Origin of the sequence: Pedobacter immunditicola (assembly GCF_037482985.1) — a bacterium.
GTDB lineage: Bacteria > Bacteroidota > Bacteroidia > Sphingobacteriales > Sphingobacteriaceae > Pedobacter > Pedobacter immunditicola.
Map to the genome: position 1 here is coordinate 332863 of NZ_JBBHKC010000002.1, position 26562 is coordinate 359424.

General features: G+C 43.2%; 16 protein-coding genes. 8 read left to right on the forward strand and 8 right to left on the reverse strand.

Annotated elements, in window-relative coordinates; genetic code table 11:
- The first annotated feature begins 7 nt into the window (after nt 1-7).
- The 7 genes from sov (at nt 8) to WG905_RS04020 (ending at nt 13919) form a co-directional block, all read left to right on the forward strand.
- Nucleotides 8-7057 carry a T9SS outer membrane translocon Sov/SprA gene (gene sov, locus WG905_RS03990; RefSeq protein WP_339590413.1) on the forward strand — a complete coding sequence of 2350 codons (7050 nt, stop codon included), beginning with the start codon at nt 8-10 and terminating at the stop codon, nt 7055-7057.
- A 144-nt stretch (nt 7058-7201) separates the two neighbouring features.
- On the forward strand, nt 7202-7582 hold the full coding sequence (gene gcvH, locus WG905_RS03995) for a glycine cleavage system protein GcvH (protein ID WP_339590414.1): 381 nt from the start codon (nt 7202-7204) through the stop codon (nt 7580-7582).
- A 3-nt stretch (nt 7583-7585) separates the two neighbouring features.
- Nucleotides 7586-7984 carry a VanZ family protein gene (locus tag WG905_RS04000; RefSeq protein ID WP_339590415.1) on the forward strand — a complete coding sequence of 133 codons (399 nt, stop codon included), beginning with the start codon at nt 7586-7588 and terminating at the stop codon, nt 7982-7984.
- A gap of 103 nt (nt 7985-8087) precedes the next feature.
- Nucleotides 8088-10883 carry an outer membrane beta-barrel protein gene (locus WG905_RS04005; protein ID WP_339590416.1) on the forward strand — a complete coding sequence of 932 codons (2796 nt, stop codon included), beginning with the start codon at nt 8088-8090 and terminating at the stop codon, nt 10881-10883.
- Between the two features lie 62 nt (nt 10884-10945).
- Nucleotides 10946-11161 carry a FeoA family protein gene (locus WG905_RS04010; protein WP_339590417.1) on the forward strand — a complete coding sequence of 72 codons (216 nt, stop codon included), beginning with the start codon at nt 10946-10948 and terminating at the stop codon, nt 11159-11161.
- 7 nt (nt 11162-11168) lie between these two features.
- Nucleotides 11169-13286, forward strand: a complete 2118-nt coding sequence (feoB, locus tag WG905_RS04015) for a ferrous iron transport protein B (RefSeq protein WP_339590418.1) — start codon at nt 11169-11171, stop codon at nt 13284-13286.
- Nucleotides 13287-13304: 18 nt separating this feature from the next.
- Complete coding sequence (locus WG905_RS04020; RefSeq protein ID WP_339590419.1) at nt 13305-13919, forward strand: SprT-like domain-containing protein; 615 nt, start codon at nt 13305-13307, stop codon at nt 13917-13919.
- Between the two features lie 95 nt (nt 13920-14014).
- On the opposite strand, the gene WG905_RS04025 is transcribed toward WG905_RS04020, so the two are convergent.
- Both WG905_RS04025 and WG905_RS04030 read right to left on the reverse strand, forming a co-directional pair.
- Nucleotides 14015-16036: an alpha-ketoacid dehydrogenase subunit alpha/beta gene (locus WG905_RS04025; RefSeq protein ID WP_339590420.1), complete on the reverse strand. Its 2022-nt coding sequence runs from the start codon at nt 16034-16036 to the stop codon at nt 14015-14017.
- Between the two features lie 136 nt (nt 16037-16172).
- Entirely contained in the window at nt 16173-17549 is a 1377-nt protein-coding gene (locus tag WG905_RS04030) for a LutB/LldF family L-lactate oxidation iron-sulfur protein (RefSeq protein ID WP_339590421.1), read from the reverse strand.
- Nucleotides 17550-18126: 577 nt separating this feature from the next.
- On the opposite strand from WG905_RS04030, the gene WG905_RS04035 reads away from it, so the two are divergent.
- The gene (locus tag WG905_RS04035; protein ID WP_339590422.1) at nt 18127-20163 is read left to right on the forward strand and encodes a collagen-like domain-containing protein; all 2037 of its coding nucleotides are present in this window, start codon (nt 18127-18129) and stop codon (nt 20161-20163) included.
- A gap of 402 nt (nt 20164-20565) precedes the next feature.
- On the opposite strand, the gene WG905_RS04040 is transcribed toward WG905_RS04035, so the two are convergent.
- From WG905_RS04040 to WG905_RS04065, 6 genes are all read right to left on the reverse strand, one after another.
- On the reverse strand, nt 20566-22170 hold the full coding sequence (locus WG905_RS04040) for a M28 family peptidase (protein WP_339590423.1): 1605 nt from the start codon (nt 22168-22170) through the stop codon (nt 20566-20568).
- 32 nt (nt 22171-22202) lie between these two features.
- Nucleotides 22203-22637, reverse strand: coding sequence for a ribose 5-phosphate isomerase B (gene rpiB, locus WG905_RS04045; RefSeq protein ID WP_339590424.1), 435 nt, complete (start codon nt 22635-22637; stop codon nt 22203-22205).
- A gap of 42 nt (nt 22638-22679) precedes the next feature.
- Nucleotides 22680-23570, reverse strand: coding sequence for a twin-arginine translocase subunit TatC (gene tatC / locus WG905_RS04050; protein ID WP_339590425.1), 891 nt, complete (start codon nt 23568-23570; stop codon nt 22680-22682).
- A gap of 80 nt (nt 23571-23650) precedes the next feature.
- Nucleotides 23651-24991 (reverse strand): acetyl-CoA carboxylase biotin carboxylase subunit, encoded by a 1341-nt coding sequence (accC, locus tag WG905_RS04055; RefSeq protein WP_339590426.1) that lies wholly within the window; start codon nt 24989-24991, stop codon nt 23651-23653.
- A 37-nt stretch (nt 24992-25028) separates the two neighbouring features.
- Nucleotides 25029-25502 (reverse strand): acetyl-CoA carboxylase biotin carboxyl carrier protein, encoded by a 474-nt coding sequence (gene accB / locus WG905_RS04060; RefSeq protein ID WP_339590427.1) that lies wholly within the window; start codon nt 25500-25502, stop codon nt 25029-25031.
- A gap of 66 nt (nt 25503-25568) precedes the next feature.
- Complete coding sequence (locus WG905_RS04065) at nt 25569-26558, reverse strand: beta-ketoacyl-ACP synthase III (RefSeq protein WP_339590428.1); 990 nt, start codon at nt 26556-26558, stop codon at nt 25569-25571.
- Nucleotides 26559-26562: the final 4 nt, after the last annotated feature.

The following is a 26562-nucleotide window of genomic DNA, read 5'->3' on the forward strand; positions in this document are numbered from 1 at the left end:
CGTCGTTTTGACGCTCAATCTCACCAGGATCATTTTATTGATCCTTATTTTCTGGGGACAAGTAACTTTTTCTCAGGATCTGCTGCCTAAAAAGGCAGATACATTAAAAAATTCTTTTAGCCTCAGGGAAATCCAATTCCTGGGACTTGGCCGTAATGGGAACCGGGAAGTGACCTATGATGCGGCAAATAAACACTATATCATTCAGGAAATCATCATTGGCAGCTTAAACCATGCTCCCCAATCCCTTAGCGTAGACGAATACGAACGCCTGATGAACGCCGAACTGAAACGTAAAAACTGGCGTTTGTTTGCCCATTCAGCTGCTGAAGCATCCGGAAATACGATAGCCATCCGGCCCCGGGGTGAGGCTGAACTCACTTTCATGGGCCGGGTTCATAAAAATGAAAACCCCTTGTTTAACAAAGACCAGCGTGTACAAACTAATTTTGACTTCAAACAGCGTATCCAACTGGACCTGATTGGAAACGTGGGAACGAAGCTCAAGATCAACATGAACTACAATACCGAGGCGCAGTTTGATTTTGAAAACCAGGTGAAACTGGAGTATACGGGTGGGGAAGACGAAATCATTAAAAAAATTGAAGCAGGCCATGTGAGCTTTCCCCTCAGCACCTCGCTGATCAACGGCAGCCCCTCTTTATTTGGTGTCAAAACCCAGCTGCAGTTTGGAAGGCTGAGCATGACCAATGTATTCGCCCAGCATAAATCGCAAAGCACGGAGGTGTTGATTACAAAGGGTGGCAGGGAAAATGAGTTTCGCCTGAGTGCAGACAACTATGAGGCCAGCAAGCATTATTTCCTGGCTCATTATTTCAGGGAAAATTATAACCGGAACTTATCCCGCCCGCCGGTCCTGACCACGGGAATCAACATCACTAAAATTGAAGTATGGATCACCAATAAATCTGGTGCTACACAAGATTCAAGGGATGTGGTTGCTTTATTGGACCTCGGCGAACACCAGCCTTATAACACCAGTCTGGTGAAGGGCGGTCCTGGCTTCTCACCATTGCCTTCTGCTTTTCATTCAGCCGCTTTCCCAAGGATGTCCAATGACTTATTGCTCAAGCTCCCCACAGATGCGCGTTTAACGAATTCCAATGCGATAATGTCTTTTTTCCAGGCAAGTGGCGGCACCGCTAATTTTTCCCGGCTGACTTATGCGCGCAAACTCGCCGACCGGGAATATAAGGTGCATCCCCAGCTGGGTTATATCTCCCTGAACAATGCCCTTAATGCGGATGAGGTGTTGGCGGTTGCCTTTCGCTATACTTTCAACGGAATGGAATACCAGGTGGGCGAATTTAGTGCGGACCTTAGCTTTGAGCCTGCCTCACCCAAGGTGTTATTTGTAAAGTTGCTGAAGAACGAATCCATCCGGACAGATTTGCCGACCTGGGATTTAATGATGAAAAACGTTTATTCCATTGGTGGCTACCAGCTCTCTTCGCAGCATTTTAAACTGGATATTTTTAGGATTGATGAAAAAACAGGGACCGAGCTAGCCTACATCCCGGAAGGTGAAAAGCTGGATGTGGAAAGCAAAACTCCCCTGAAAAATAAATCCTGGCTGCAGGTAACCCGACTGGATCGTTTGAACCAGCAGCAGGAAAATAAACCGGATGGTGTTTTTGATTTCGAGGCTCCGGAAACGCCATTTGGTTCTTCTTCATCGATGCCTGCTAATGGTTCGTCAAATTCTTCTGCCTTTTCCCCTTCAAGTTCTTTTGGAAATTCACTTCCGAATTCGTCTTCAGGTACGCCAGGCGAAAGTCCGGGTTCCGATGCGAGCTTAGCTGCCTTTGGCATGAATGCAAATTTCGGTTATGTGACAATTGATCCGCTTCATGGGAGGATCATTTTTCCGGTACTGGAGCCATTCGGACGGGATCTGGCCAGCCAGTTTTATCCCGCTGAGCAAAATCTGATCGATAAATATACTTTCCAGGCGCTTTATGATTCTACTAAAGTGATGGCCCAGCAGCAGTTGATGCGCCAGAATAGATTTATCTTGAAAGGGACTTACCAGTCGGAGGTTTCTTCCGAATTCTTTTTGAACGCCATTAATGTGCCCAAAGGCTCTGTGAAAGTGTTTTCAGGTAACCTTCCCCTGCAGGAGGGACTGGACTTTACGGTGGATTACCTTGCGGGGAGGGTTAAAATATTGAATGCCGCTTTGCTGAATGCGCCACAGCCCATCAGGATCATTACAGAAAACCACGATGTTTTTGGCTTACAGCAAAAGACACTTTTCGGGATGCGTATGGATTACCGCCTCCATCACAAATTGAACCTCGGTGCCACTTTAATGAAACTGACGGAGAAGCCGCTGACTGCAAAGGTCAATATTGGGGAAGAACCGATCTCCAATACCATGTGGGGGCTCGATCTGAATTACACTTCGCCTTCCCGCTTTTTAACCAGGTTGGTCGATCGTATCCCCTTTATAGCCACAAAAGAGGCTTCAAGCCTTACTTTTTCGGGTGAATTTGCGCAGTTGATTCCAGGGCACCCAAAGGTGCTGCATTCCGCGGATGCAGAAAGGGGCACCAGCTACCTCGATGATTTTGAAGCTTCACGCTCGGTGCTTGATTTAAAAAGTGCCAGTGCCTGGTCTTTGTCCGGCACCCCGCAGTTATTTCCTGAATCGCAACTCATCGATAACCTTGCCTACGGTTTTAACCGCGCCACTCTTGCTTTTTATAACATTGATCCGGGCTTTTATGACGGTCAGCTGCGCAGCAACCGTACGGAATTATCCAGGCATGAGGTACGTCAGGTGCTGGAACAGGAGGTTTTTCCCTTTAAGGAAATTTCTACCGGCCAGCTGCCCGGGCTGCCCACCTTTGACCTTGCGTTTTATCCCGCTACAAGAGGACCCTATAACTATGCAACTACCGGCTTTAACCAGGATGGGAGCCTCCGCCAACCACGATCGCGCTGGGGCGGCATCATCAGGCGCCTGGAGACCAACGACTTCGAAGCACTGAACATGGAGTATATTGAACTTTGGGTAATGGATCCCTTTCTATCGCGCCCAGGAGGTACTGGCGGTGATCTTTATTTTAATTTAGGAAACCTGTCGGAAGATATTTTAAAGGATGGCCGGAAGTCGCTCGAAAATGGCTTGTCGGCCGGGGCTCCAGCAGCTCCATATGATGAAACCAATTGGGGTAGGGTGCCCAAACTCCAGCCGGTAACGCAGGCCTTCGACAATAATCCCAATACCCGAAAAGTGCAGGATGTGGGTTTGGATGGGCTATCCAACGAAGATGAACGCGCTAAATTTGCTGATCCGCTCAGGCAGATCATGGGGCAGCTGCTTCCAGTAGTGGCAGCTCAGCTTGAAAATGACCCTTCCTCGGATGACTTTGCTTATTTCAGGGGGAATGCCTTTGATGAAGAAGCGTCGGGTATTTTAAAAAGGTATGCGCGCTTCAACGGAACGGAAGGAAATTATACTTCCTTACCCGATGCGGAGGATGTGAACCGCGATCACAATATGTCGCAGGCGGATGAATATTTCCAGTACAAAATTTCCATGCGGCCGGCAGATCTGGTGGTGGGCAAGAAATATGTAAGCGACAAAGTGACCTCGCAGGTGCGCTTGCCAGACGGCCAGCTTGCTGCGGTTACCTGGTACCAGCTGCGGATCCCTTTGGCTGAATATGACCAGCGCATCGGTGGCATCCAGGATTTTAAATCCATTCGTTTCCTTCGGTTGTTTATGACCGGCTTTGCAGATACCACAATTTTGCGGTTTGCTAAAATGCAATTGGTAAGCGGAGAGTGGCGCCAGTATAAGGCGGTAAATAAGGCTGCTGCGGACCATTCTTCCTTAGTCGTGGCCACCATCAACATTGAGGAAAATGGCAAAAGAAGCCCCATACCTTATGTATTGCCTCGGGGAATAGAAAGGGAAAGGGACTTCAATAATTTAAGGGGCGAAACGCGGCAAAATGAACAGTCGCTGTCCCTTACCGTGAAAAATTTAAGGGATGGTGATGGCCGTTCGGCATTTAAGACTGGCTTTAACGATTTCAGGTCTTACAAGCGACTGGAGTTGTATGTTCATGCAGAAGCGGAAGGAAACAGCGTATTGAACGATGGCGACCTGCAGGCCTTTATCAGGATCGGAACGGATGACCAGGATAATTATTACGAATATGCACAGCCGCTGGTGGTCACCGTAGCGGGTACCAGTAACCCTGATGCGATATGGCCGGAGCAGAATAAAATGGATATCAAGCTGGAATTGTTTCAGCAGGCTAAACTTGCCCGCAATAGTGCCAGAACGGCAAACGGACAAATGTGGCCGGCAAATATCCCTTATACACACAGTGACGGTGTTGGTACCATTACCATTAAGGGGCAGCCGGATTTGGGTAAGGTTCGCGTGTATATGCTGGGGGTTAAAAATGCATGGCGAAACCCGGGCAGTCCGGGTAGTGATGATGGTTTGGATAAACATGCCCAGCTTTGGTTTAATGAACTGCGCCTAACGGAATTTGATGAACGTAGGGGATGGGCAGCTACGGCAACGATGAATGCCAGGCTGGCTGATTTTGCCGAGCTGAACATTTCGGGGAGTAAGTCTACCGTTGGTTTCGGCTCCCTGGAGCATAGCGTCAATGAACGCAGCCGCGAGGATCAGGTGTTTTTTGACCTCAGCTCCAGCCTGGAACTGGGAAAGTTCTTCCCCCATCAATCGGGTATTAGAATTCCTGTTTATGTGAGTTATTCTAACCAGGTGAGTACGCCCTTTTATGATCCCTTAATGCCTGATATTGAATTGAGGAAGACCCTGAATGGGGCGACAAGGGAAGAAAGAAAGGCCATCTTGAATGATGCGCAGGATTTTAGCACACGAAACAGCATTAACTTTACCAATGTAAGGAAGGAGCGGACAGATCAGGGGCAGAAACCCCGGCTTTGGGATGTGGAAAACCTGAGTGCCAGTTATGCTTATGCGCATCACCAGCAACGCGATTTTGTCCATGCGGAATCTATACAGCGCAATTACCGCGGCTCACTGGCTTATAATTATTCGGCACAACCGGTTATGATCAGCCCTTTTGAGAAACTGATCCGATCGAATACCCTTGCTTTGTTGAGGGACATTAATTTCAGCCTATTGCCTGCTTCCCTGAATTTTAACATCGCCCTGGATCGTTATTATGCCGAAAATACGCTGCGGGCCAATAGTCCGGCCAATGGCATCCCCATTCATACCACCTTTAATAAAAACTTTTTAGTGACCCGGGTATATGGCATATCCTGGAACCTGAGCCGGTCGATGACGCTGGACCTTGATGCCACCAATTATTCGATCATTGATGAGCCGGATGGAAGGATCAACGGCTCAAAAAGAGATACCGTCTGGCAAAACCTGCTGCGACTGGGCCGTACGACGGATTATAACCATAACCTGAATATTACCTATCAATTGCCTTTTCATCAACTGCCCGGCATGAACTGGCTGAATGTGGCTACCCGCTATGGTGCTAATTTTAACTGGCAAACGGAGGCTATGGCTACCTGGAGAGATCCGCAGCTTAACCTGGGGAACACCATCCAGAATTCAAGGACCATCCAGCTCAACCCGACCTTAAACCTGAACAGCTTGTACCAGCAGTTTGGACTGCTGCGCCGGAATAACAAGGCTTTGAACAGCGGTGCTAAAGGTTTGCTACTGGACATGCTGACGGGTATCAAGACCATTAACGGGGCTTATACACAAACGAAAGGGATCTTTTTGCCGGGCTATTTGCCGGGAACGCATTTATTTGGGCTGGACCAGGTAAGCGGTGCCCCCGGATTGGCTTTTGTGTTCGGCAGTCAGCGGGATATCAGTCAGCTAGCCATTAACGGGGGCTGGATCACCACTGACTCGCTGCAATCGCAATTATATATCAACACCTTCCGTGAAGACTATAGCATCACCACCGCGCTCGAGCCGATCCGTGACCTGCGCATTACCCTTACCGCTAATAAAAATCAGACCTTAAATTATGCTTCCAATTTTCGTTACAGCCCTGCAAGCGGTACTTTCGATCAGCTGAGTCCGGGTACAACCGGTGATTACAGTGTAACTTTCATTTCCCTGAGAACTGCTTTTACTGATGCCAAGTCGGCGCTTGTTTCTAAAGTCTACCAGGCTATGTTGAACAACAGGATGGTTGTATCCCGGCGACTGGGGGCACAAAATCCCAACTCAAGGGGCCTGGACGGCGGCTTTGCTGATGGCTATCAAAAGAATGCACAGGATGTGGTGATTACGGCTTTTATGACGGCCTATACAGGAAGGGATGCCCGCTCGTCCAGCCTGAATTCGATGCCGAAAATTCCGCTGCCCAACTGGAGGGTTAATTACGGCGGTTTAGGTCGGATGCCTTTCCTGATGGCGCATTTTAAATCCATAGATCTTCGCCATGGTTACCGTTCGGTTTACAGCATCAACGGCTTCAACTCCCTTTTAAAATATGCAGAGCAGGATGGTCAGGTGAGCAGCAGGGACCTGAGCGGGAATTTCCTTCCTTATTATCAATATTCGCAGGTGAGTATCGCGGAGCAGTTTTCACCCCTTGTTGGAATAGATACCCGGCTGAAGAACAACCTCACCCTGAACTTTGAGTATGCAAAAACCCGTTTACTGGGCCTCAGCCTGGCCAACAGTCAGCTGGCACAATTTGCCGAAGACAACCTGGTCTTTGGCCTTGGTTACCGGACCACAAAATTCAGGTTCCCTTTAGGTATGTTTAAGCAGGTGAAAATGAATAATAACATGGATTTTAAGGTAGATGTTGCGGTTAGAGATCACCAGACGGTGATTTACAGGGCAGATGTGCCGGTGGCGGAGGTGTCTGCCGGGGCAAAGAATATCACCTTCAGGCCCAGCGTCGATTATATATTGAACCAGCGTTTTAATGTAAAGGTCTTTTATGATTCAAATCTTACGCAGCCCTATACTTCTCAAACGTTTAACACCGCTTATAGCAATTTCGGATTTAGCTTAAGGGTCACACTGGATTAGTCAGGCCCATGCATTTCACAATAATTGTTCGGAAATCACCCTAAAATATTACAAATAGTAGTAAATTCGCAAGCGTTACTTAAGCCATATGGAATGACTTGCTTAAATAGGAGTAACCAATTGACAATTAAATAATTAGTGAATATGAATTTTCCATCAGAACTAAAATACTCAAAAGATCACGAATGGATCAGAGTGGAAGGCAACGAAGCTTACCTGGGAATTACTGACTTTGCACAACGCGAATTAGGTGATATCGTTTATATCGACATCAATACTTTGGGTGATGAAGTACAGAAAGACGATGTGTTTGGAACTGTGGAAGCAGTGAAAACAGTATCTGATTTGTTTATGCCTGTTACGGGAACTGTATCAGCGATTAATCCTGCCTTAACAGATAACCCTGAACTAGTGAATTCTGATCCTTATGGTGAAGGATGGATGGTGAAAATTACATTGGCTGATGTTGCTGATGCAGATGGTTTACTTGATGCTGCTGCTTATAAATCTTTAGTTGGCGCATAATTAATGAACTTATTTAGAGGATTAAAGTATCAGGGCTGGGCAATAGCCTGGACGATACTGATATCAATACTATGTCTAATAAAAACGCCAGGCTCTGCGAGTACTGGCTTTTTTTTTACTGGTTTTGATAAGCTAGTTCATCTTGGCTTTTTTTATGTGCTTACCGTACTGCTGTTTTTTGGTAAAATCAGGTATCAGCATAATTACAGCTTTAGCATCTTCACGATTTTTAAAATTATCGTGATCACGGCGCTTATCGGTGGAGCTATCGAAATGCTGCAGTATTTATTTTTCGACTACCGCTCTGCTGAACTGTGGGATTTTTATTGTGACATGATCGGTGTTTTCATGGGTGTTTTCAGTTATGTTTTGCTCCATGTTGCGGATTACAACAAGAAATAAACCTTTTCTTGTATTTAAAATGTTACTTTAAAATTAATGCGCCTGACTAATCTATTGATGTCATTCAAAGTCTATAGATTAATTTTTACCACATAAATGAACTATGAATAGAATTTTAACGCCAGTACTGTGCCTGATGGTATTGATGATGATAGGTGCTGCGGCTTTTGGCCAGACAAACAACGGAAGTGCTACAGGAAAAATTATTAATGCTAAAGACAACCTTCCGGTTGATTATGCCACAGTGGCGGTTAAAAGTCTAAAGGATTCTAGTGTGGTAGGTACCACCAATACAGCTACAGATGGTGGATTTGAAATTAAAGGTTTAGCGCCGGGCGAATACCGGTTATATGTGGCCTACCTTGGTTTACAGAGTGTTACCAAGGATTTTAGTGTGACCGCAGTGGGCAACAGGATTGATTTGGGGGCCTTGAGTATGGAAAATACTGGTTTGGATCTGCAAACCGTAGAGATTAAAGGGGAGGTTCCGCCGGTTTCGGTTAAAAAGGATACGGTAGAATTCAATGCTGCTTCTTTTAAGGTGCGTGAAAATGCCGTCGTAGAAGATGTTTTAAAGAAATTACCTGGTGTAGAAGTAGCTAAAGATGGCTCCATCAAGGCGCAAGGTGAAACCATCACTAAGATTAAAGTGGATGGCAAAGAGTTTTTTGGAAACGATCCCTTGCTGGCGACGAAAAATCTTCCGGCTGACATGATTGATAAGGTGCAGGTCATTGACCAGATGTCTGAGCAATCGCAGTTTACAGGTATCGATGATGGTAACCGCGAGAAAATTATAAACATTACCACCAAGAAGGATAAAAAGAACGGTGTATTTGGTAACACCAGTGTTGGTTATGGCTCTGATGAGCGCCATGATGTCAACCTGAACATCAATAAATTTAAGGGTGATGAGCAGTTTTCTGTTGTGGCACAGTTTAACAATGTCAACAAGCAGAACTTTGGTGGCGGTGGTGGTGGTGGCGGCGGTGGCCGTGGCAGACAAATGGGCGGCGGGGGAAATGGTTCGCAGCAGGGCATTACGACTACCAATGCAGCAGGTTTAAACTATGCCAATATTTTTAAGAATAAAACGGAGGTCAATGCCAGTTATTTTTTCAATAAGACCTCTTTGTTCAATGAGCAAAACAGTTTAAGACAAAATTTACTTGGAAATACGACCACTACTTTTCAGAACCATTTAAATAGTACCAATAAGCGGCTGAACCACCGGTTTAACTTCATGGTCGATACTAAAATTGATTCGACGACTACCATAAAGATACAGCCTAACTTCAGCTATACGGAGTCAAACAATATCCGCAACAGCGATTACGTCAATAACTTTAACAATTCGCAAACGGTAGGTAAGCAGCTTTATTCTACAAAATCTACTTCCCCATCGTTAAACAATAACTTATTGATCAGAAAGAAGTTTCAGCGCCGGGGCCGTACCTTATCCCTAAATGTGAATACGAGCTGGAATGACAGTGATGCTGATAATTACAATGATATTCAGGATTTTACTACGAATGCTGCAGGTACTGCACAGGAATTTACCAACCAGTTTAATGATACTAAAAGTAATTCCTTGTCAAATACTTCCCGCCTGGTGTATACCGAGCCTTTATCGAAAACCTTCAGCCTGGAAATGAATTATGAGAACCGCTATAACTTTAGTGATTCTGAGCGATTTACTTATGATTTTAATCCGGTGACTTCAAGGTATGATATCATCGATCAGACTTATACCAACACTTATGAAAACACGACTTTAACCAATTCAGCGGGGTTCAGTTTCAATAAAACAGCAAAGAAATATACCTGGAATGCAGGTTTGGCGGTTCAGCATACGGATCGTGAAAATAACAATGTGACTACAGGCACGGTTGTTAACCAGAACTTTTATAACCTTACACCGAGTGCACAATTCCGTTATACGTTTAGCAATAGCAAGCGCATCAGGGTGAATTACCGTGGAAATACCCAACAACCAAGTATCTCTCAGATCCAGCCTGTGCCGGATAACTCTGATACGCAAAATATCCCTATGGGTAACCCTAACTTGAAACCTTCTTTTACCAATAATTTAAGTGTTTTCTATAACAATTTTGACTTTGCTAATTTCCGTTCCCTGTTCGTTTATGTGAATGCCAACCAGACTTTTGATGCGTTTGGAAACAACAGCATGCTGATCACGAATGACCCCGATTCCAGCAGAAACGGTAAAATTGCCATCCTGCCGGTTAACGTTAAAGGGGTATACCAGGTGAATGCCGGCTCTTTTGTTGGTCTGCCGATTGTTACAGGAAACAAATTAAACCTCAATATCAATTTAAGCGGTTCTTATGGTCGCGGCGTGAACTTCACCAATTCCATAGAAAATATCTCTAATGACTATAGCGTAACCAACGGCTACAAACTGGTTACAGCTTTGGAAAAGTTTGATTTTACTGCTGGGATTAATGGTACGATGTTCCGCAGTACTTATTCTGCAAACCCTAATCAAAATACAACCTATTATACCCTTAACCCAACTTTAGACATCAGTTACCTGTTTCCGGGAAATATCCGTCTGGCTGCCGATGTTGATTATTTTCAGAATACTGGCAGGGGCGCTGAATTTGACACCAATTATACTTTGTTGAATTCTTACATCAGCAAGCAAGCCTTTAAAAGCCGTGGGACGTTTAAATTCGCTGTAAATGATATCCTTAACCAAAACCAGGGTATTTCGCGGACCTCAAATAACAACACCATTACCGACTTAAACTTTAATGTGTTAAAACGCTACTATATGGTTTCATTTACCTATTCGTTGAACCGGATGGGAGGTAAGAATATGCCAGTTGAAGAGAGAGGTCAAGGCGGCGGCCAGCGCATGAGAATGAGAATGTAGTATTTAAGTTCTTATTTGGATTTATTATAGATAAAGGCTAAATTGCGACCTAATTAAGGAATATGAAACTATCACAGTTAAGCAGAGGAGAACGAGGAACTATTGTTGCGTTTACGGATTTAGAAATGTCTGTTAAACTAATGGAGATGGGTTGCCTGCCTGGGGAAGTTGTTGAAGTGGAGCGTTTTGCGCCGCTTGGCGATCCCATGGCGATACGTGTTGCTGGTTATCAGCTTTGTCTGCGTAAAGATGAAGCATCCGTTATTATAATCTCATAGAATAAATTTGGCTTCTGATATTAAAATTGCCCTGGTTGGTAATCCTAATACAGGAAAATCAACACTGTTTAACTTATTAACCGGACTAAACCAGAGAATAGGAAACTTTCCTGGTATTACAGTAGACAAGAAAATTGGGTACTGCAAATTATCCAACAATCAACTGGCGGAGATCACGGATCTCCCGGGCACCTACAGTTTATACCCTAAAAGTAAAGATGAAAGCATCGTTTTTCAGGTGCTTGCCGAAAAAAATAACCCTAGTCATCCTGACCTTGTCATTTTAGTAGCTGATGCGACTAACCTGAGAAGAAACCTGCTTCTGTATACACAGGTTGCTGACCTTGGCTTGCCTGTTATTCTTGCCCTGAACATGATTGACATGGCGAAGAAAGATGGACTTGAAATTGACATCGATCTTTTGTCAAAAAGACTAGGGATACAGGTTGTGCCGATTTCTGCCCGTGGAAACGTAGGCCTTGATGTCCTGAAAGCAGCCATCGTTAACCGTTCAACCCTTGCTACACAATTAGCTGGTGCTGACCTGAACGTTTTGGCGCCTGAAGCCATAGAAGAAGTTAAACACGTACTTCAAACTGATAATAATTATTATGCGCTGCAAATGCTGCACCAGCACCAGCATGTGGATCATATGCCTGCTGGAACGCATGAAACCCTGGAAAAGATAAAGACTGATACAAGTTTTGAATCTTCCAAACAGCAGGCTGCAGAAACTGTTTCCCGCTACCGTTATTTAAGTACGATACTTTCGGGGGTGATTAAAGATACTGGTGCTGCCAGGAAATTTACATTGAGCGATAAGCTCGATTCTGTCCTTACCCACCGTATCTGGGGTTTCCTTATCTTTATTTTTATCCTCTTTTTCATCTTTAATTCCATTTTTGCCTGGTCAACCTATCCCATGGATCTCATTGAATCAGGCTTTGGCTGGCTAACAGCCTTTGGTCATGAGCATTTGCCGGGAGGTATTTTAACCGACCTTTTTCTGGATGGTATACTCGCCGGCCTGGGGGGTGTCATCATCTTTATCCCGCAGATTGCTATTTTATTTGCTTTCATCTCCATCCTGGAGGATACGGGCTATATGTCCCGCGTTACCTTTATGATGGACAAAATCATGAGCAAATTTGGTTTAAGCGGAAAGTCTGTTGTACCGATGATCGGTAGCTTAGCTTGTGCAGTGCCATCTATCATGAGTGCACGTAACATTGAAAGCTGGAAAGACAGGATCATTACCATTATGGTTGCACCCCTGGTGAGCTGCTCTGCCCGTTTACCGGTATATACTTTAATTATTTCCCTGATTATTCCTGATAAGCATGTATTTGGTTTTATCAACCTGCAGGGACTGACGCTGATGGGTATGTATGTCATCAGTATCGTGGCTGCGATTTTAGTAGCTTATGTGATGAAATTCTTAATCAAGGCCAAAGAAAAGTCTTACTTCATTATGGAGCTGCCGGTTTACCGGATGCCCCGCTGGAAGAATGTTTTTTATACCATGTTTGAGAAGTCCAAGACTTTTGTATTGGAAGCTGGTAAGGTGATCATCGCGATTTCCATTATTTTATGGGTGCTCGCTACTTACGGCCCGCCAAATCGCTTTGCTGAGATTGACCGGAAGTATGCAAAGATTGAAGCCGGTCAGGACAGTATGAGGATAGCGACGTTAGAGCGCGACCATGCTGCCGAGCGACTGGAAAACTCTTATGCAGGTATATTGGGACAAACCATTGAACCGATGATCAGGCCACTTGGTTTTGACTGGAAAATTGGTATTGCCCTTATTACTTCCTTTGCAGCAAGAGAGGCTTTTGTTGGAACCATGGCAACCATCTATAGTGTTGAAGGTGGAGATGAAGATGTGGGTACCATTCGTGAGAAAATGATGGCTGCTAAAGATGTAAATACCGGATTACCGATATTTACCTTTGCCACCGGCTTTTCGCTGATGCTATTTTACGCTTTTGCCATGCAGTGTATGAGTACCGTAGCTGTGGTTTACCGGGAGACAAAATCCTGGAAATGGCCGCTCATACAGGTGGTTTATATGACTGCTTTGGCTTATGTAGCCAGTTTGATAGCTTACCAATTATTGAAGTAAAAGCTTATCTTCGTTGTTGTGAAAAAAGAGGAGGTTCTTGCGCAATACATGCCGGCCGCTGCGGCGCCTATTATTGCGCGCTGGATAGATTATTTTCAATGTGAATTCAAGATATCCAAAAACCGGACAACTAAGCTGGGTGATTACCGGCATCCTTTTAAAACAGCCGGACACAGGATCTCTGTGAATAACGACTTAAACAGTTTTGCTTTCCTGGTGACCACCATTCATGAGTTTGCCCACCTGCTGACCTGGAACGACCATAAAAATAAGGTTAAGCCTCACGGTACAGAGTGGAAGAATAATTATAAAAGGATGATGAACCCTTTTCTTGAACAGCAGATTTTTCCGGAGGATATCCATCAGGCCATTTTGCAATACCTTATCAACCCCTCCGCCTCCAGCTGTACGGACCTTCCATTATCCCGTGCCCTGAAACAATACGATGTTGAAAGCAAAGGATCGCGGCTGGAAGAAATCCCCCTGCATACGGTGTTCACGATAAAAGACGGCAGAAAATTCAAAAAAGGCGAGCGGCTGCGCAAGCGGTTCCGTTGTACTTGCCTGGATAATGGCCATATTTACCTGTTCAATCCCCTGGCTGAAGTCACCTTGCCGGCCACCGGTACTTGATTCTGAACAAGCCGCTTGAGTTTAAACAGGTTGCTTACTTTAAGCCTTGCTTGAACTTAGACAAGTAAAAATCTTCCTACAACAAGATCTTAAGCTTAATAAGCCTTCAGTTTTTCAATTGTTTCCTCCAGGCGGCTTTTTGCCAGGAAGCTTTCTTCAAGGGTTTTATTCATTGGGATGGCCGTATCCAGACTGCCACAGCGCATCACCGGTGCATCTAAGTGTTCAAAGCAATGTTCGGCAATCCAGGCGGCTATTTCAGCCCCAAACCCAGAGCCCAGTGTATCTTCGTGCAGCACCAATACTTTTCCTGTCTTTTTTACTGCTGCGGCCACAGCCTCTTTGTCCCAGGGTTGTAAACTGCAAAGGTCGATCAGGGTCACTGCTAAGTCCGGATGCTCGTTCAGGTAAGCTAAAGCCCAGTGTACGCCCAGTCCATAGGTAACGATACTCAACGCTGTTCCTTCCTTCAATACATTGGCTTTGCCAATTTCCACTGTGTACAAACCTTCCGGCACTTGTCCGCTTAAACTCCTGTACAAATATTTATGCTCAAAATAAATGACCGGGTTGGGATCTTCGATGGCAGCCAGCAATAGCCCCTTGGCGTCATAAGGAAATGCAGGGTAGACAACTTTCAGTCCGGGGGTTTTAGTAAACCAGGCTTCGTTACTTTGTGAATGGAAGGGACCTGCACCGGTACCAGCACCCGTGGGCATCCTAATTACCACATCAGCCTTTTCACCCCAGCGGTAATGGGTTTTTGCGAGGTTATTTACAATCTGGTTAAAACCGCAGGTAACGAAATCGGCAAACTGCATTTCAACCAGGGCTTTATAGCCATTAATGGATAAACCTAATCCGGCACCTACAATAGCAGATTCACAGATGGGGGTATTCCGAACCCTGTCTTTGCCAAAGGCTTCAGTCAAACCGGATGTGATTTTAAAAGCACCGCCATAATCAGCAATGTCCTGGCCCATTAAAACCAGGTTGGGGTGTTCGGTCATCGCGATGCGCAAGGCATCAGCAATGGCATCCAGGTATCTTAATTGTCTGCCTGGATTAAAAGAACTTCGATCAGATGAACTTTGATCGGGCCGGTTTTGACTAGCAGGAGCAATCACTTGCTGAATGAAAGGGGCATACATGTCGGCTAGTTCCGTCTCCGGATTGGCCACTGGTTCAGGCTCCTGAAAAGCACTTTCGATTTCTTCTTCGATTTCTCTTTTAAATTTACTTTTGAGCTCACTGACCAAAGTGCTGGTGAGGATGTTTTGTTCAAAAAGGTAGGCTTCGAAATTGCTGACAGGATCTTTCTTTGCCCATGCTTCCAGCAGCTCCTGGGGCACATATTTAGTGCCTGAAGCCTCTTCATGGCCCCGCATCCTGAAAGTTAAACATTCGATCAGCACGGGCTTGGGATCGTTACGCATTTTTTCCGCCACGGCACTCATGGTATCCAATACTTCCAGAATATTATTGCCATCGACCTGGATCCCTTCAATCCCATAGCCCAATGCGCGGTCTACGAGGTATTTACAGTTATATTGTTCGCTGATGGGGGTAGAGAGCCCATAGCCATTGTTTTCGATCAAAAATATAACAGGTAAGTTCCATACGGAAGCCACATTGATGGCCTCATGGAAGTCACCTTCGCTAGTAGCCCCTTCGCCGGTAAAAACCAGTGTTGCCGCAGGGTTTCCCGCCAGCAGATCAGCCAGTGCGATGCCATCCGCCAGGGCCATTTGAGGGCCCAGATGGGAAATCATGCCGATGATCTTGTGTTCCTGTGTGCCAAAATGGAAGGAGCGGTCACGCCCCTTGGTGAAACCCGTTAATTTCCCTTGCCATTGCGCCATTAATTTCCTTAGGGGAACCTGCCTTGCAGTAAACACACCAAGGTTGCGGTGCATGGGTAATATATATTCGGCGCTGTTCATGGCCAATGTGCTGCCTACAGCGATGGCTTCCTGGCCAATGCCGGAGAACCATTTACCAATGCGGCCCTGACGAAGTAAGATGAGCATCTTTTCCTCGATCATTCGGGGATAGAGCAGTTGTTTATACAGATTTAATAATGTTGTATCGTTCTTATCTTTTCTGTCAAAGTGCATGTTGAAATGGTTTCTTATGTATATAATCCGCTTTTCGCTAATATATTTTGTTCTTTACAACTTGTTACCGTTTTTAATGGTATTGAAGAACTCGAAAGACCGGTTCATTGCTGTTTGTCAGCATAAATGGTGTCATTTAAACCTTCTTTCTTTCTTCATGAAGCTGGGAGAAGGATTTAGGTGCCACTTCAGGCATGGCGCGGTAATTCCCCCATATCTTTTTGAACAGTACTTTCAAAAAGAAGTTCTTGATCTTTCCACCAACCATATCCATTCTTGACCGCTTCTGCATGCCTGCTTTCCAGATTTTCCAGCCGATATCTTCTGCTTTGGTATTGTCGTGTTCTGCAACAGCATCTCTTCTGTTCAGCAACAACATTTTATGAATGTCAATCTTTACCGGACATACTTCTGAGCACTTGCCACATAAACTGGAGGCATAGCTCAGGTGCTTAAATTCTTTCATGCCCTTTAAATGCGGGGTAATGATGGATCCAATCGGACCGCTATAAGTGGTATTGTAAGTATGGCCGCCGATGTTTTTATAAACCGGGCAGGCATTTAAGCAGGCACCACAGCGGATGCAGTACAAACCCTGGCGCTGGTCTTTTTGTGCCAGCAGGTTGGTCCGTCCGTTATCCAGGAGGATCACATACATTTCTTCCGGTCCATCGGTTTCTGTTGCTTTCCGTGGCCCGCTTAAAAGGGTATTGTAAACGGTAAGGTTTTGTCCGGTACCATGACTTGCCAATAACGGCCAGAACAAATCCAGGTCTGCCATAGATGGAATGATCTTTTCGATACCGACTACAGCGATATGGACCTTGGGGAAAGTGGTACATAACCTGGCATTGCCTTCATTTTCTGTAAGGGCAACGCTTCCGGTATCGGCAACTAAAAAGTTACCGCCACTAATGCCTATATCGGCTTTTAAATATTTTTCTCTAAGTAATTCACGTGCTTTCTGGGTAAGCTGTTCAGCGGTGGCATCAAGGGGCGTACCAAAGTGCTGATTGAAAAGCTTGGCAATATCATTTTTGCTGAGGTGCATGGCAGGGGTCACAATATGATAGGGGGGCTGCCCCAACAGCTGTACGATGTATTCCCCTAAGTCACTTTCCAAAGACTCTATGCCATTTTTCTCTAGGAATTCGTTCAAATGGATTTCCTCGGTGGTCATGGACTTGGATTTGATGACCGACTTTCCGCCTTTCTTGTTGATGATGTTCAGAATTTCCCGCTGTGCTTCTTCTGTATCATTAGCCCAGATCACTTTTCCGCCATTGCGCTGAAAATTGGATTCAAATTCCGGAAGAAATTTGTCCAGATTTTCCATTACCCGCCATTTGATGACATGAGCCTTTTTTTTGGAATTTTCAAGGTTCTCGAATTTTGACAATCCGGTTTCCACCGCAACATTGTATTTGCCAATATTGTGATTGATAATTTTTCGATGGTCAAGATCGAAAGCTTTCTCATCAGCCTTTACCAAAAATTCCTCTGCTGTATTCATCCTTTATCTATTTATTTACCAGGTAACGATACGTATGCGAAAATAGCGCCACAGTTTCGTTTCGTTATTTTCAAATATAAATAATTAGGCTAGAGCAGAAGAAAATAAATGAGGTTATTAATATCTTCTTGCTACCCAGGTAAGATCGGAACAAGTGTATGGGTAGTTAGTGGGTAAGTTTAATTATAGTTAGGTAATTTGTATTAGTAAATATAAATGTGTCTATAAAAGTTTTGTTCTAATAAATTTAAATACAGGAAAAGCTCAAATGGAATGTAAATTTGAACTCTGTTAATTATTAGCATTTTTTTAAGTGATCCAAGTTTTATCACCTAATCAACAGTTCAATATTATAGCTAATAATTTAGGTCGAATTATTAGATGTGAGATGTTTGTAATTGTAAAGAAATTTACGTTACCTTTGCGACTTAATTTTCGCTCACTCACGCTCTCATGTATAATAAATACCATTCCACATATTGGTCTATAATATTCAATGCTCTAAATTATTGGTTAACTGACTGTGAACTTCTTTACAGGGAACCGATCAATTAAACTTTCAAATCAAAATCAATTTATGAAAAAAACGATGGCTTGCTTAACGCTCATGTTAAGCTGTGTAATGATAATTTCTTGTTCAAAGTTAGGTCCAGAAGGTCCTGAGGGGGCTGCTGGAGTGAATGGTGCAAATGGAATTAATGGTATCAATGGAAAAGACGGTACTACCATTTTAAACGGATCTGGTGTTCCTACGACTACAGTTGGAAATATTGGGGATTTTTACTTAGATGTAAATAATAGTAAAATCTATGGTCCAAAGGTTGCCTCAGGTTGGGGTAATGCATTTGAATTAAAAGGTAAAGACGGTTCCAGTGGCGTTGATGGTAAAAATGGCGCATCTTTTTTAAGTGGTAGTAGCGTGCCTGCAAATAGTTTTGGAGCAATTGGTGACTTCTACATGGACAAAATAAACTTATCTTTTTATGGTCCAAAAACTGCGGCTGGTTGGGGGATCGCAGTTAGCTTCAAGGGAGCTGATGGAGCGAACGGCACAAATGGTAAGGACGGCGCATTTTTTTTAAGCGGTAGTGGGCTACCTACGAATTCCACCGGGGCAGTTGGCGATTTTTATTTCGATATTACAAATCTCAAAATGTTTGGTCCAAAGACTGCCGCAGGATGGGGTGTGGGAGTTATTCTTAAAGGTGCAGATGGTAAGGATGGACTTAACGGTACGAATGGTACTAGTATTTTAAGTGGAAATGGAGTTCCTTCAACAGCATTAGGTGATATAGGAGATTTTTATATGGACAAAATAGAATCGTCTATTTATGGTCCAAAGACTGCCGTTAGTTGGGGGGTAGCAATCCCATTGAAAGGGCCTGCTGGTACTAATAGTTCTGACGGAGCTAATGGTAAAGATGGTGCGACTTTTTTAAGTGGAAGTGGTGTGCCTGCAAGTTCTGTAGGAGTAATTGGTGACTTTTATTTTGATATAACGAATGTTAAAATGTTTGGCCCGAAGGTCTCTGCTGGATGGGGTGTGGGAGTTAATCTTAAAGGTGCAGATGGTAAGGATGGACTTAATGGTACTAATGGAGCTAGCATCTTAAGTGGAGATGGGGTTCCTTTAACAGCATTAGGTGAAATAGGAGATTTTTATATGGACAAAATTAATTCGTCTATTTATGGTCCAAAGACTGACGTTAGTTGGGGGGTAGCAATCCCATTGAAAGGGCCTGCTGGTACTAATAGTTCTGACGGAGCTAATGGTAAAGATGGTGCAACTGTTTTAAGTGGAAGTGGTGTGCCTGCAAGTTCTGTAGGAGTAATTGGTGACTTTTATTTTGATATAATGAACGTTAAAATGTTTGGCCCGAAGGTCTCAGCCGGATGGGGTGTCGGAGTTAATCTTAAAGGTGAAAATGGAACGGACGGTATCAATGGTACTGATGGTATTAATGGTAAAAACGGAGCTGGCTTTTTAAGTGGAGATGGCTTCCCTCTAAGTGATGTCGGAAAAGAAGGTGATTTTTATTTTGATAAGGTTAATATTATCCTATATGGCCCCAAAGTCGGAAGTTTTTGGAATTCTGGTGTGAGTTTGAAATCTGATTTTAATAATGGAGTTGTAGTAACATATTATACTGATTATGTTATTGGTGACATTGCTCAACAACCATTTTTTGTAGGTAAAAATACGACATTTAGTTTTGCTTCCAAGGTTAAGTATTTAGTATCCGATTCAGAGGAATCTGTTTATTTTTTGGAATTTATTTATCCTAATGGAGAAGTAATCAATTCAAAGACCTATAGTAGTTCTGGGAAAACTGGGTTTGGGAATGATACCTACAAATTTACAATTAATGTATTCAAGTTTCCTAAAGGAGTTCAGCTAATGGCTGAAGCTAAAATTGAAAATCTTGCAGGTCCTTTTTTAGATCATACCTATTATGAGTCTGATATTTTAACTTTAGCTCAAAATAACTTCAAGGCGAGCTTCAGGTTAATATCTATCAAGCCTAGTTCGATAAAGTTTTTGAGTAATAAGAATGTTAACGCCTATGATTCGAAAGCGGTGCTGCAATTTTTGGAATTAAATCTTATTAATTAAGGTACAAATTGCAATTTATGGGGAGTCTGTATCATAAGTCATGATCAGGCTCTTTGCATATTAGTTTCATGAATATAGACCATTGGTAAAAGCTATTATTCAGCTGCTAACTCAATTAGTATAGCGGATGAAAGAATATGCGTCCAGTTCTTTGAGAAGTTTAGTGAAATGCCTTTGCTTATATGGCAGAAAAAATGTTCAGGTATGGCTAGTCAAGAAATCGCAGGGTGAACCTATGAATGTAACTGACTCTTGACTGATAACATTTTGAAAGATGTATTGCTGAAGAAGTTCTTAAGTCCAAAAGATCTAGACAAACGTATCCGTGTTATAAAATGAAAAAGAGGTTGTTCACTTTTTATCTGTGATACAACCTCTTTCTCATATTATAAATTGAGGGCCTTAATTCGGTTGAATTCTTGGCGTTCCATCTTCGTTTTTATCAACTATTGGGCGTTTGGCAGCATTTGCCAGTTCCCATGCTGTAAAGTATACCAGTTTAGCCCTTCGGGTCATCATCGGGAAATTGATCTTGTCAATCTCATCGCCAGGTTGGTGGTATTCAGGATGCACACCGTTGAAATAGAAGATCACCGGAACATTATGCTTGGCAAAGTTATAGTGGTCTGAGCGGTAGTAAAAACGGTTAGGATCAGTACGGTTGTTATAACGCATATCCAGGTTCATTTTTACGTAATCTTCATTCGCTTTAATACCCAGTTTATTTAAGTCTGAACTTAACATATCAGAGCCAATGATATAAATGTAATCAGGGGTGCTTTCATGCTCTGCATCTACGCGGCCAATCATGTCAATGTTTAAATTGGTGATGGTGTTTTCCATTGGAAAAACTGGGTTTTCAGCATACCATTCAGAACCCAGCAAGCCTTTTTCCTCACCAACGACAGCCATAAATAGGATACTTCGTTTTGGTCCTTTACCGGCCTTTTTCGCCTTGGCAAATGCTTCTGCAAGCATCAATACACCGGTGGTTCCTGAGCCATCATCATCGGCACCATTGTTCACTTTATCCGTTCCCGAAGTAGTTAAACCAATATGGTCATAATGGGCGGTAATGACCAGTACTTCTTTTTTTAGCACCGGGTCAGCGCCCTCGAGGTAGCCTAACACGTTTTCTGCACGAACAGGAACTTCTTTTCTGACAGCACTGGCACAAAAAGCCACATTGATTTCTTTCGAAGCTGGTTTTTTAGTTTCAGCCAATTGCTTTTGCAGGCTTGCAAGATCACTTCCACCTTGTTTTAATATTTCATTGGCGGTTGCTGTTGAAATTGAAATAACAGGCAATGTTTTTTTAGTTTTTAAGCCCTCCAGGTATTCTTTGGATTTCATGATAAGCGGACCTTCTCCGTTATTGTAACGCGCTTTCATTGCTTCAGTAATATTGTCCAAAGCAGGATCGACGATCAACACGGCCACCGCTTTATTGTCGGCAAGGAATTCAACTTTTGACTGCTGGTCTCTCATTTGCTGGCGCATCACGGTACGGTCCCCAGTTGTGTGATCTTTAAGGATCATGACCACTTTATCCTGCAGGCTTAAGCCAGCGAAATCGTTATAGCCATCGGCATTTATGCCGTAACCGGCAAATACAACTGGTTTGTTATTGAAAGTAAAACCTTGACCTGTTACACTGGAAGGGCTGATGATGAAATCTTTCAACAGCTCTTTAGCTGTGCCATCAATGGTAACGATACTTTGTACCAGGTTATTGGTCGCCATATCAACGGGTTGAAAATAATCCCCCTTCAACGGGCCTTTCAGGCCAATTGCTTTAAAGTGGTTTTTGATGTAATCAGCCGCTAGCCAGGCACCTTTTTTGCCTGTTTCACGTCCTTCAAATTCATCAGAAGCCAGAATGGATAAATGCTTATAGGATTCTTCTTTAGTGATTCCCTGGCTGAACTTAATGGCGGTTTTATTTTGCGCGCAGGCACTAAAACCCAGAAATAGCACCAGACTGGTGTAGATAAATGGTCTCTTCATTAATAATAGTATTTAATTTGTATGCGTTCGGATTAGCAGGATATCTTATCTACACGGTTTTCATGTCTGCCTCCTTCAAAAGCAGTATTTAAAAAAGTTGTTGTCATTTCTTTTGCCAGTTCTTCAGATACGAACCTTGCAGGAATGCAAAGTACGTTGGCATTGTTGTGCATTCTGGCCAGGCCGGCAATTTCATTTTCCCAGCAAATTGCTGCACGGATTTGCTGGTGTTTGTTGGCGGTGATGGCCACCCCGTTTGCACTGCCGCAAATCAGGATGCCGAAAGTATATTCACCACTTTCTACAGCCTCAGCTACAGGGTGAGCAAAATCAGGATAATCAACAGATGCGACATTATAGGTGCCGAAGTCCTTAACCTCATGAGCATCTAAATAAGCTTTTATCATTTCTTTGTATTCGAAACCAGCATGGTCTGCGCCAATGGCTATTTTGATTTTAAGTGACATGTTCAGATTGATATAGATTATAAAAATTATTGTAATGATGTGTTAGTCTTGCGGAACTTTAGCTACGCCATAAATCTCCTTGTTTCTTTTGCGTTCAATATAGGCGGAGATATAAATACTTCCTTCATAAAGCAGGAATAACGGCATGGCAACAATTAACATGGTATAAGGATCTGCCGTAGGCGTAACAATCGCCGAAATGATCAGGATGATTACAGTTGAATACCTTCTGCTGGACCGCATAAATGCCGGTGTCATCATTCCTAATTTAGACAAGATGTAAATGATGACCGGAAGTTGGAAAATTACACCTGCACCCAAGGTTAAAGTCATCACCGAAGATAGGTAAGAGTCTATGGTGAAAGTATTTTCTATTTCAGTACTTACGGTGAAGTTTGTTAAAAAGTTGATGGATAGGGGACAGATGATAAAATACCCGAATAATATACCCGTGAAGAATAACATGGAAGCAAAAAATACAAATCCGCTGGCCGACTTTCTTTCATTTTCAAGCAGTGCAGGCTTTACAAAAAGCCAGATCTCAAATAACAAATAGGGGATACCCAGAATGATACCAACCATTACGCAGGAGTTTAATTGCAGCGTAAATTGTCCGGCCATTTCTGTATTGATGATCTTTGCATCAATTTTAGTGATACAAAATTCAGGTCCTATAGAAGGAAACTTCTCCACCAGTTTACACATCATCCTGTAAGTCCAGAAATCCGGGTTTTTAGGCCCCATGATAATGGTGTTGAAAATATAATCGGTAAAATAAAATGCACCTATAGTTAATACGATAACTACGCTTACTGCCCTTAAAAGATGCTTTCTTAAGACATCTATATGGTCAAAGAAGGACATTTCTGATTCCAGGGACTTGCCTTTATTTTTAATGGAATCAATTAGATTCTGGGTTTTATTCTCACTCATGTAAATTGCTTGTTAAAACAAAAATACCATTCTGTTCTATATGAATGGTATTTACGTTTTAAATATTACAAAAACTATTATTATTCCGTAAAAACGAAAGTTTCCATGAACTTGGTGGTGAAATTACCAGCCCTGAAATTTGGATCTTTCATTAGTTTTAAGTGGAACGGGATCGTTGTTTTAACCCCTTCAATCACAAACTCACTCAATGCTCTTTCCATGGTGCTGATGGCTTCTTCCCTGGTTTGTGCTACACATATCAGTTTAGCTATCATCGAATCATAGTGTGATGGTATCTGATAGCCTGCATAAACATGCGTATCCACCCTTACTCCATGACCACCCGGTGAATGGAAGTTAGTAATTCTACCCGGACAAGGGCGGAAGTTATTAAATGGATCTTCCGCATTGATCCGGCATTCTATGGCGTGCATATCTGGTAAATAATTCTTTCCAGTGATCGGAACACCTGAAGCAACCTTGATTTGTTCTTTGATTAAATCGTAGTTGATTACTTCTTCTGTTACGGGATGTTCAACCTGGATGCGGGTATTCATTTCCATGAAATAGAAATTGCGGTGTTTGTCCACTAAAAATTCAATGGTACCGGCACCTTCATATTGTACGGCGATGGCGCCTTTGATAGCAGCCTCACCCATTCTTTCCCGCAATTCAGGCGTCATGAAAGGTGAAGGTGCTTCCTCCACTAGTTTCTGATGCCTGCGTTGGATAGAGCAATCACGTTCAGATAAGTGACATGCCTTGCCATACTGATCACCGATGATCTGGATCTCGATATGACGTGGATCTTCAATATATTTTTCCAGGTAAAGACCATCGTTTCCAAAAGCAGCACCTGATTCTTGTCTGGCGCTATCCCATGCATTTTCAAAGTCTTCATCTTTCCAGACAACCCGCATTCCACGGCCACCACCACCGGCAGTAGCTTTAAGAATAATGGGATAGCCCATTTCGTTAGCTATTTTAATTCCCTCTTTAAAGCTGCTTAGCAAACCTTCAGATCCTGGAATAGTAGGTACACCTGCTTTTTTCATGGTTTCCTTGGCCGAAGCCTTGTCGCCCATAGAATTAATCTGCTCAGGTGTTGCGCCAATAAATTTGATCCCATAATCACGGCATACAGAGGAAAATTTGGCGTTTTCAGATAAAAAACCGTATCCTGGATGTATGGCGTCTGCATTGGTTAATTCTGCTGCAGAAATGATGTTTGGAATGCTTAAATAAGAATCTTTACTTGGAGGCGGGCCAATACAAACCGCTTCATCCGCAAAACGAACATGTAAACTTTCACGGTCTGCTGTTGAATAAACGGCAACAGTTTTGATGCCCATTTCCTTACAGGTACGTATAATACGCAAGGCAATCTCGCCCCTGTTGGCAATTAGTATTTTTTTAAACATATTATTGATTAGATAATGATTCACCCTGGGGTAAATATTACATAGGTTCTACTAAAAATAAAGGTTGGTCATATTCTACCGGAGATGCATTATCTACCAATACTTTGACGATTCTACCAGAAATTTCACTTTCAATTTCATTGAAGAGTTTCATTGCTTCAATGATACAAATTACTTTTCCTACACTGAATTCATCACCAACATTTACAAAGGAAGGTTTGTCAGGACTAGAAGAACGATAAAATGTTCCGATCATTGGTGATTTTATCGTCACGTATTTTGAACTCTCGTCAACCGGAGCAGCAGGTTTTGTTTCTATCACTGCAGGTTGTGCTGCAGCTGCTGCGGGTAGTATTGCAGGAGCCTGAGGAGCAGGAACCGTTGTGTTAATTACCGTTGGCGTCTGGTTGGTTTTGATTGTGATTTTGAAGTCCTTTTGCTCTATTGCGACTTCATTAACGCCTGAACGGGAAACAAATTTAATTAGTTCCTGAATTTGCTTAATATCCATTTGATGTGATTTTAATAAGATGTATTTCCTTAGATTATACTAAGTTAAGATTATTTTATTGTAATATTAATATGCCCATTTCAAGTAGACGGATCCCCATGTAAATCCACCGCCGAAAGCAGCCAAAATCAGTGTATCACCTTTTTTAAGCTGGCTTTCCCATTCCCATAAACAAAGTGGAATCGTACCGTTAGTGGTATTACCATATTTTTCGATATTGATCATTACCTTCTCTTTTCCAAGTCCCATTCTGGAAGCTGTGGCATCGATGATTCTTTTGTTAGCCTGGTGAGGTACCAGCCATGCGATGTCATCTGCAGTTAAGGCATTGCGCTCCATGATTTCAGCAGCTACATTAGCCATGTTAGTTACCGCAAATTTGAAAACCGCCTGGCCTTCCTGGTGAACAAAATGCTCATGGTTATCTACAGTTTCGTGGGAAGCTGGTCTGACAGAACCGCCTGCTTTCATATTCAGGTGATTTCTTCCTGAACCGTCAGTATGCAGAATGGAATCTATAAGGCCGTTACCTTCTTCATTTGGCTCTAATAGAACAGCACCGCAGCCATCACCAAAAATGATGCAGGTAGTGCGGTCTTCATAATTGATGATGGAAGACATTTTATCTCCGCCAACAACTAAAACTTTTTTGTGTTTACCAGATTCAATAAATTGTGCAGCAGTAGATAAGCCGAATATGAAACCTGAGCATGCAGCCTGCAGGTCATAACCCCAGGCATTGACAGCGCCAATTTTGTCCGCTAAAATATTGGCTGATGCCGGGAAAGGCATGTCGGGCGTAGTCGTGCAAAAGATAATCAATTCGATTTCTTCAGCAGAAATTCCACGTTTTTCAAGTAAACCATTGACGGCATATACTGCCATATCCGATGTGCCCAGTCCTTCACCTTTTAATATTCTACGTTCCTTGATACCCGTTCGGGAGGTTATCCATTCATCTGTGGTTTCAACGATTGTTTCGAGTTCCTTGTTGGTTAAAACATAATCAGGAACATAACCATGAACCGCAGTAATCGCGGCGCGGACTTTACTCATCTTT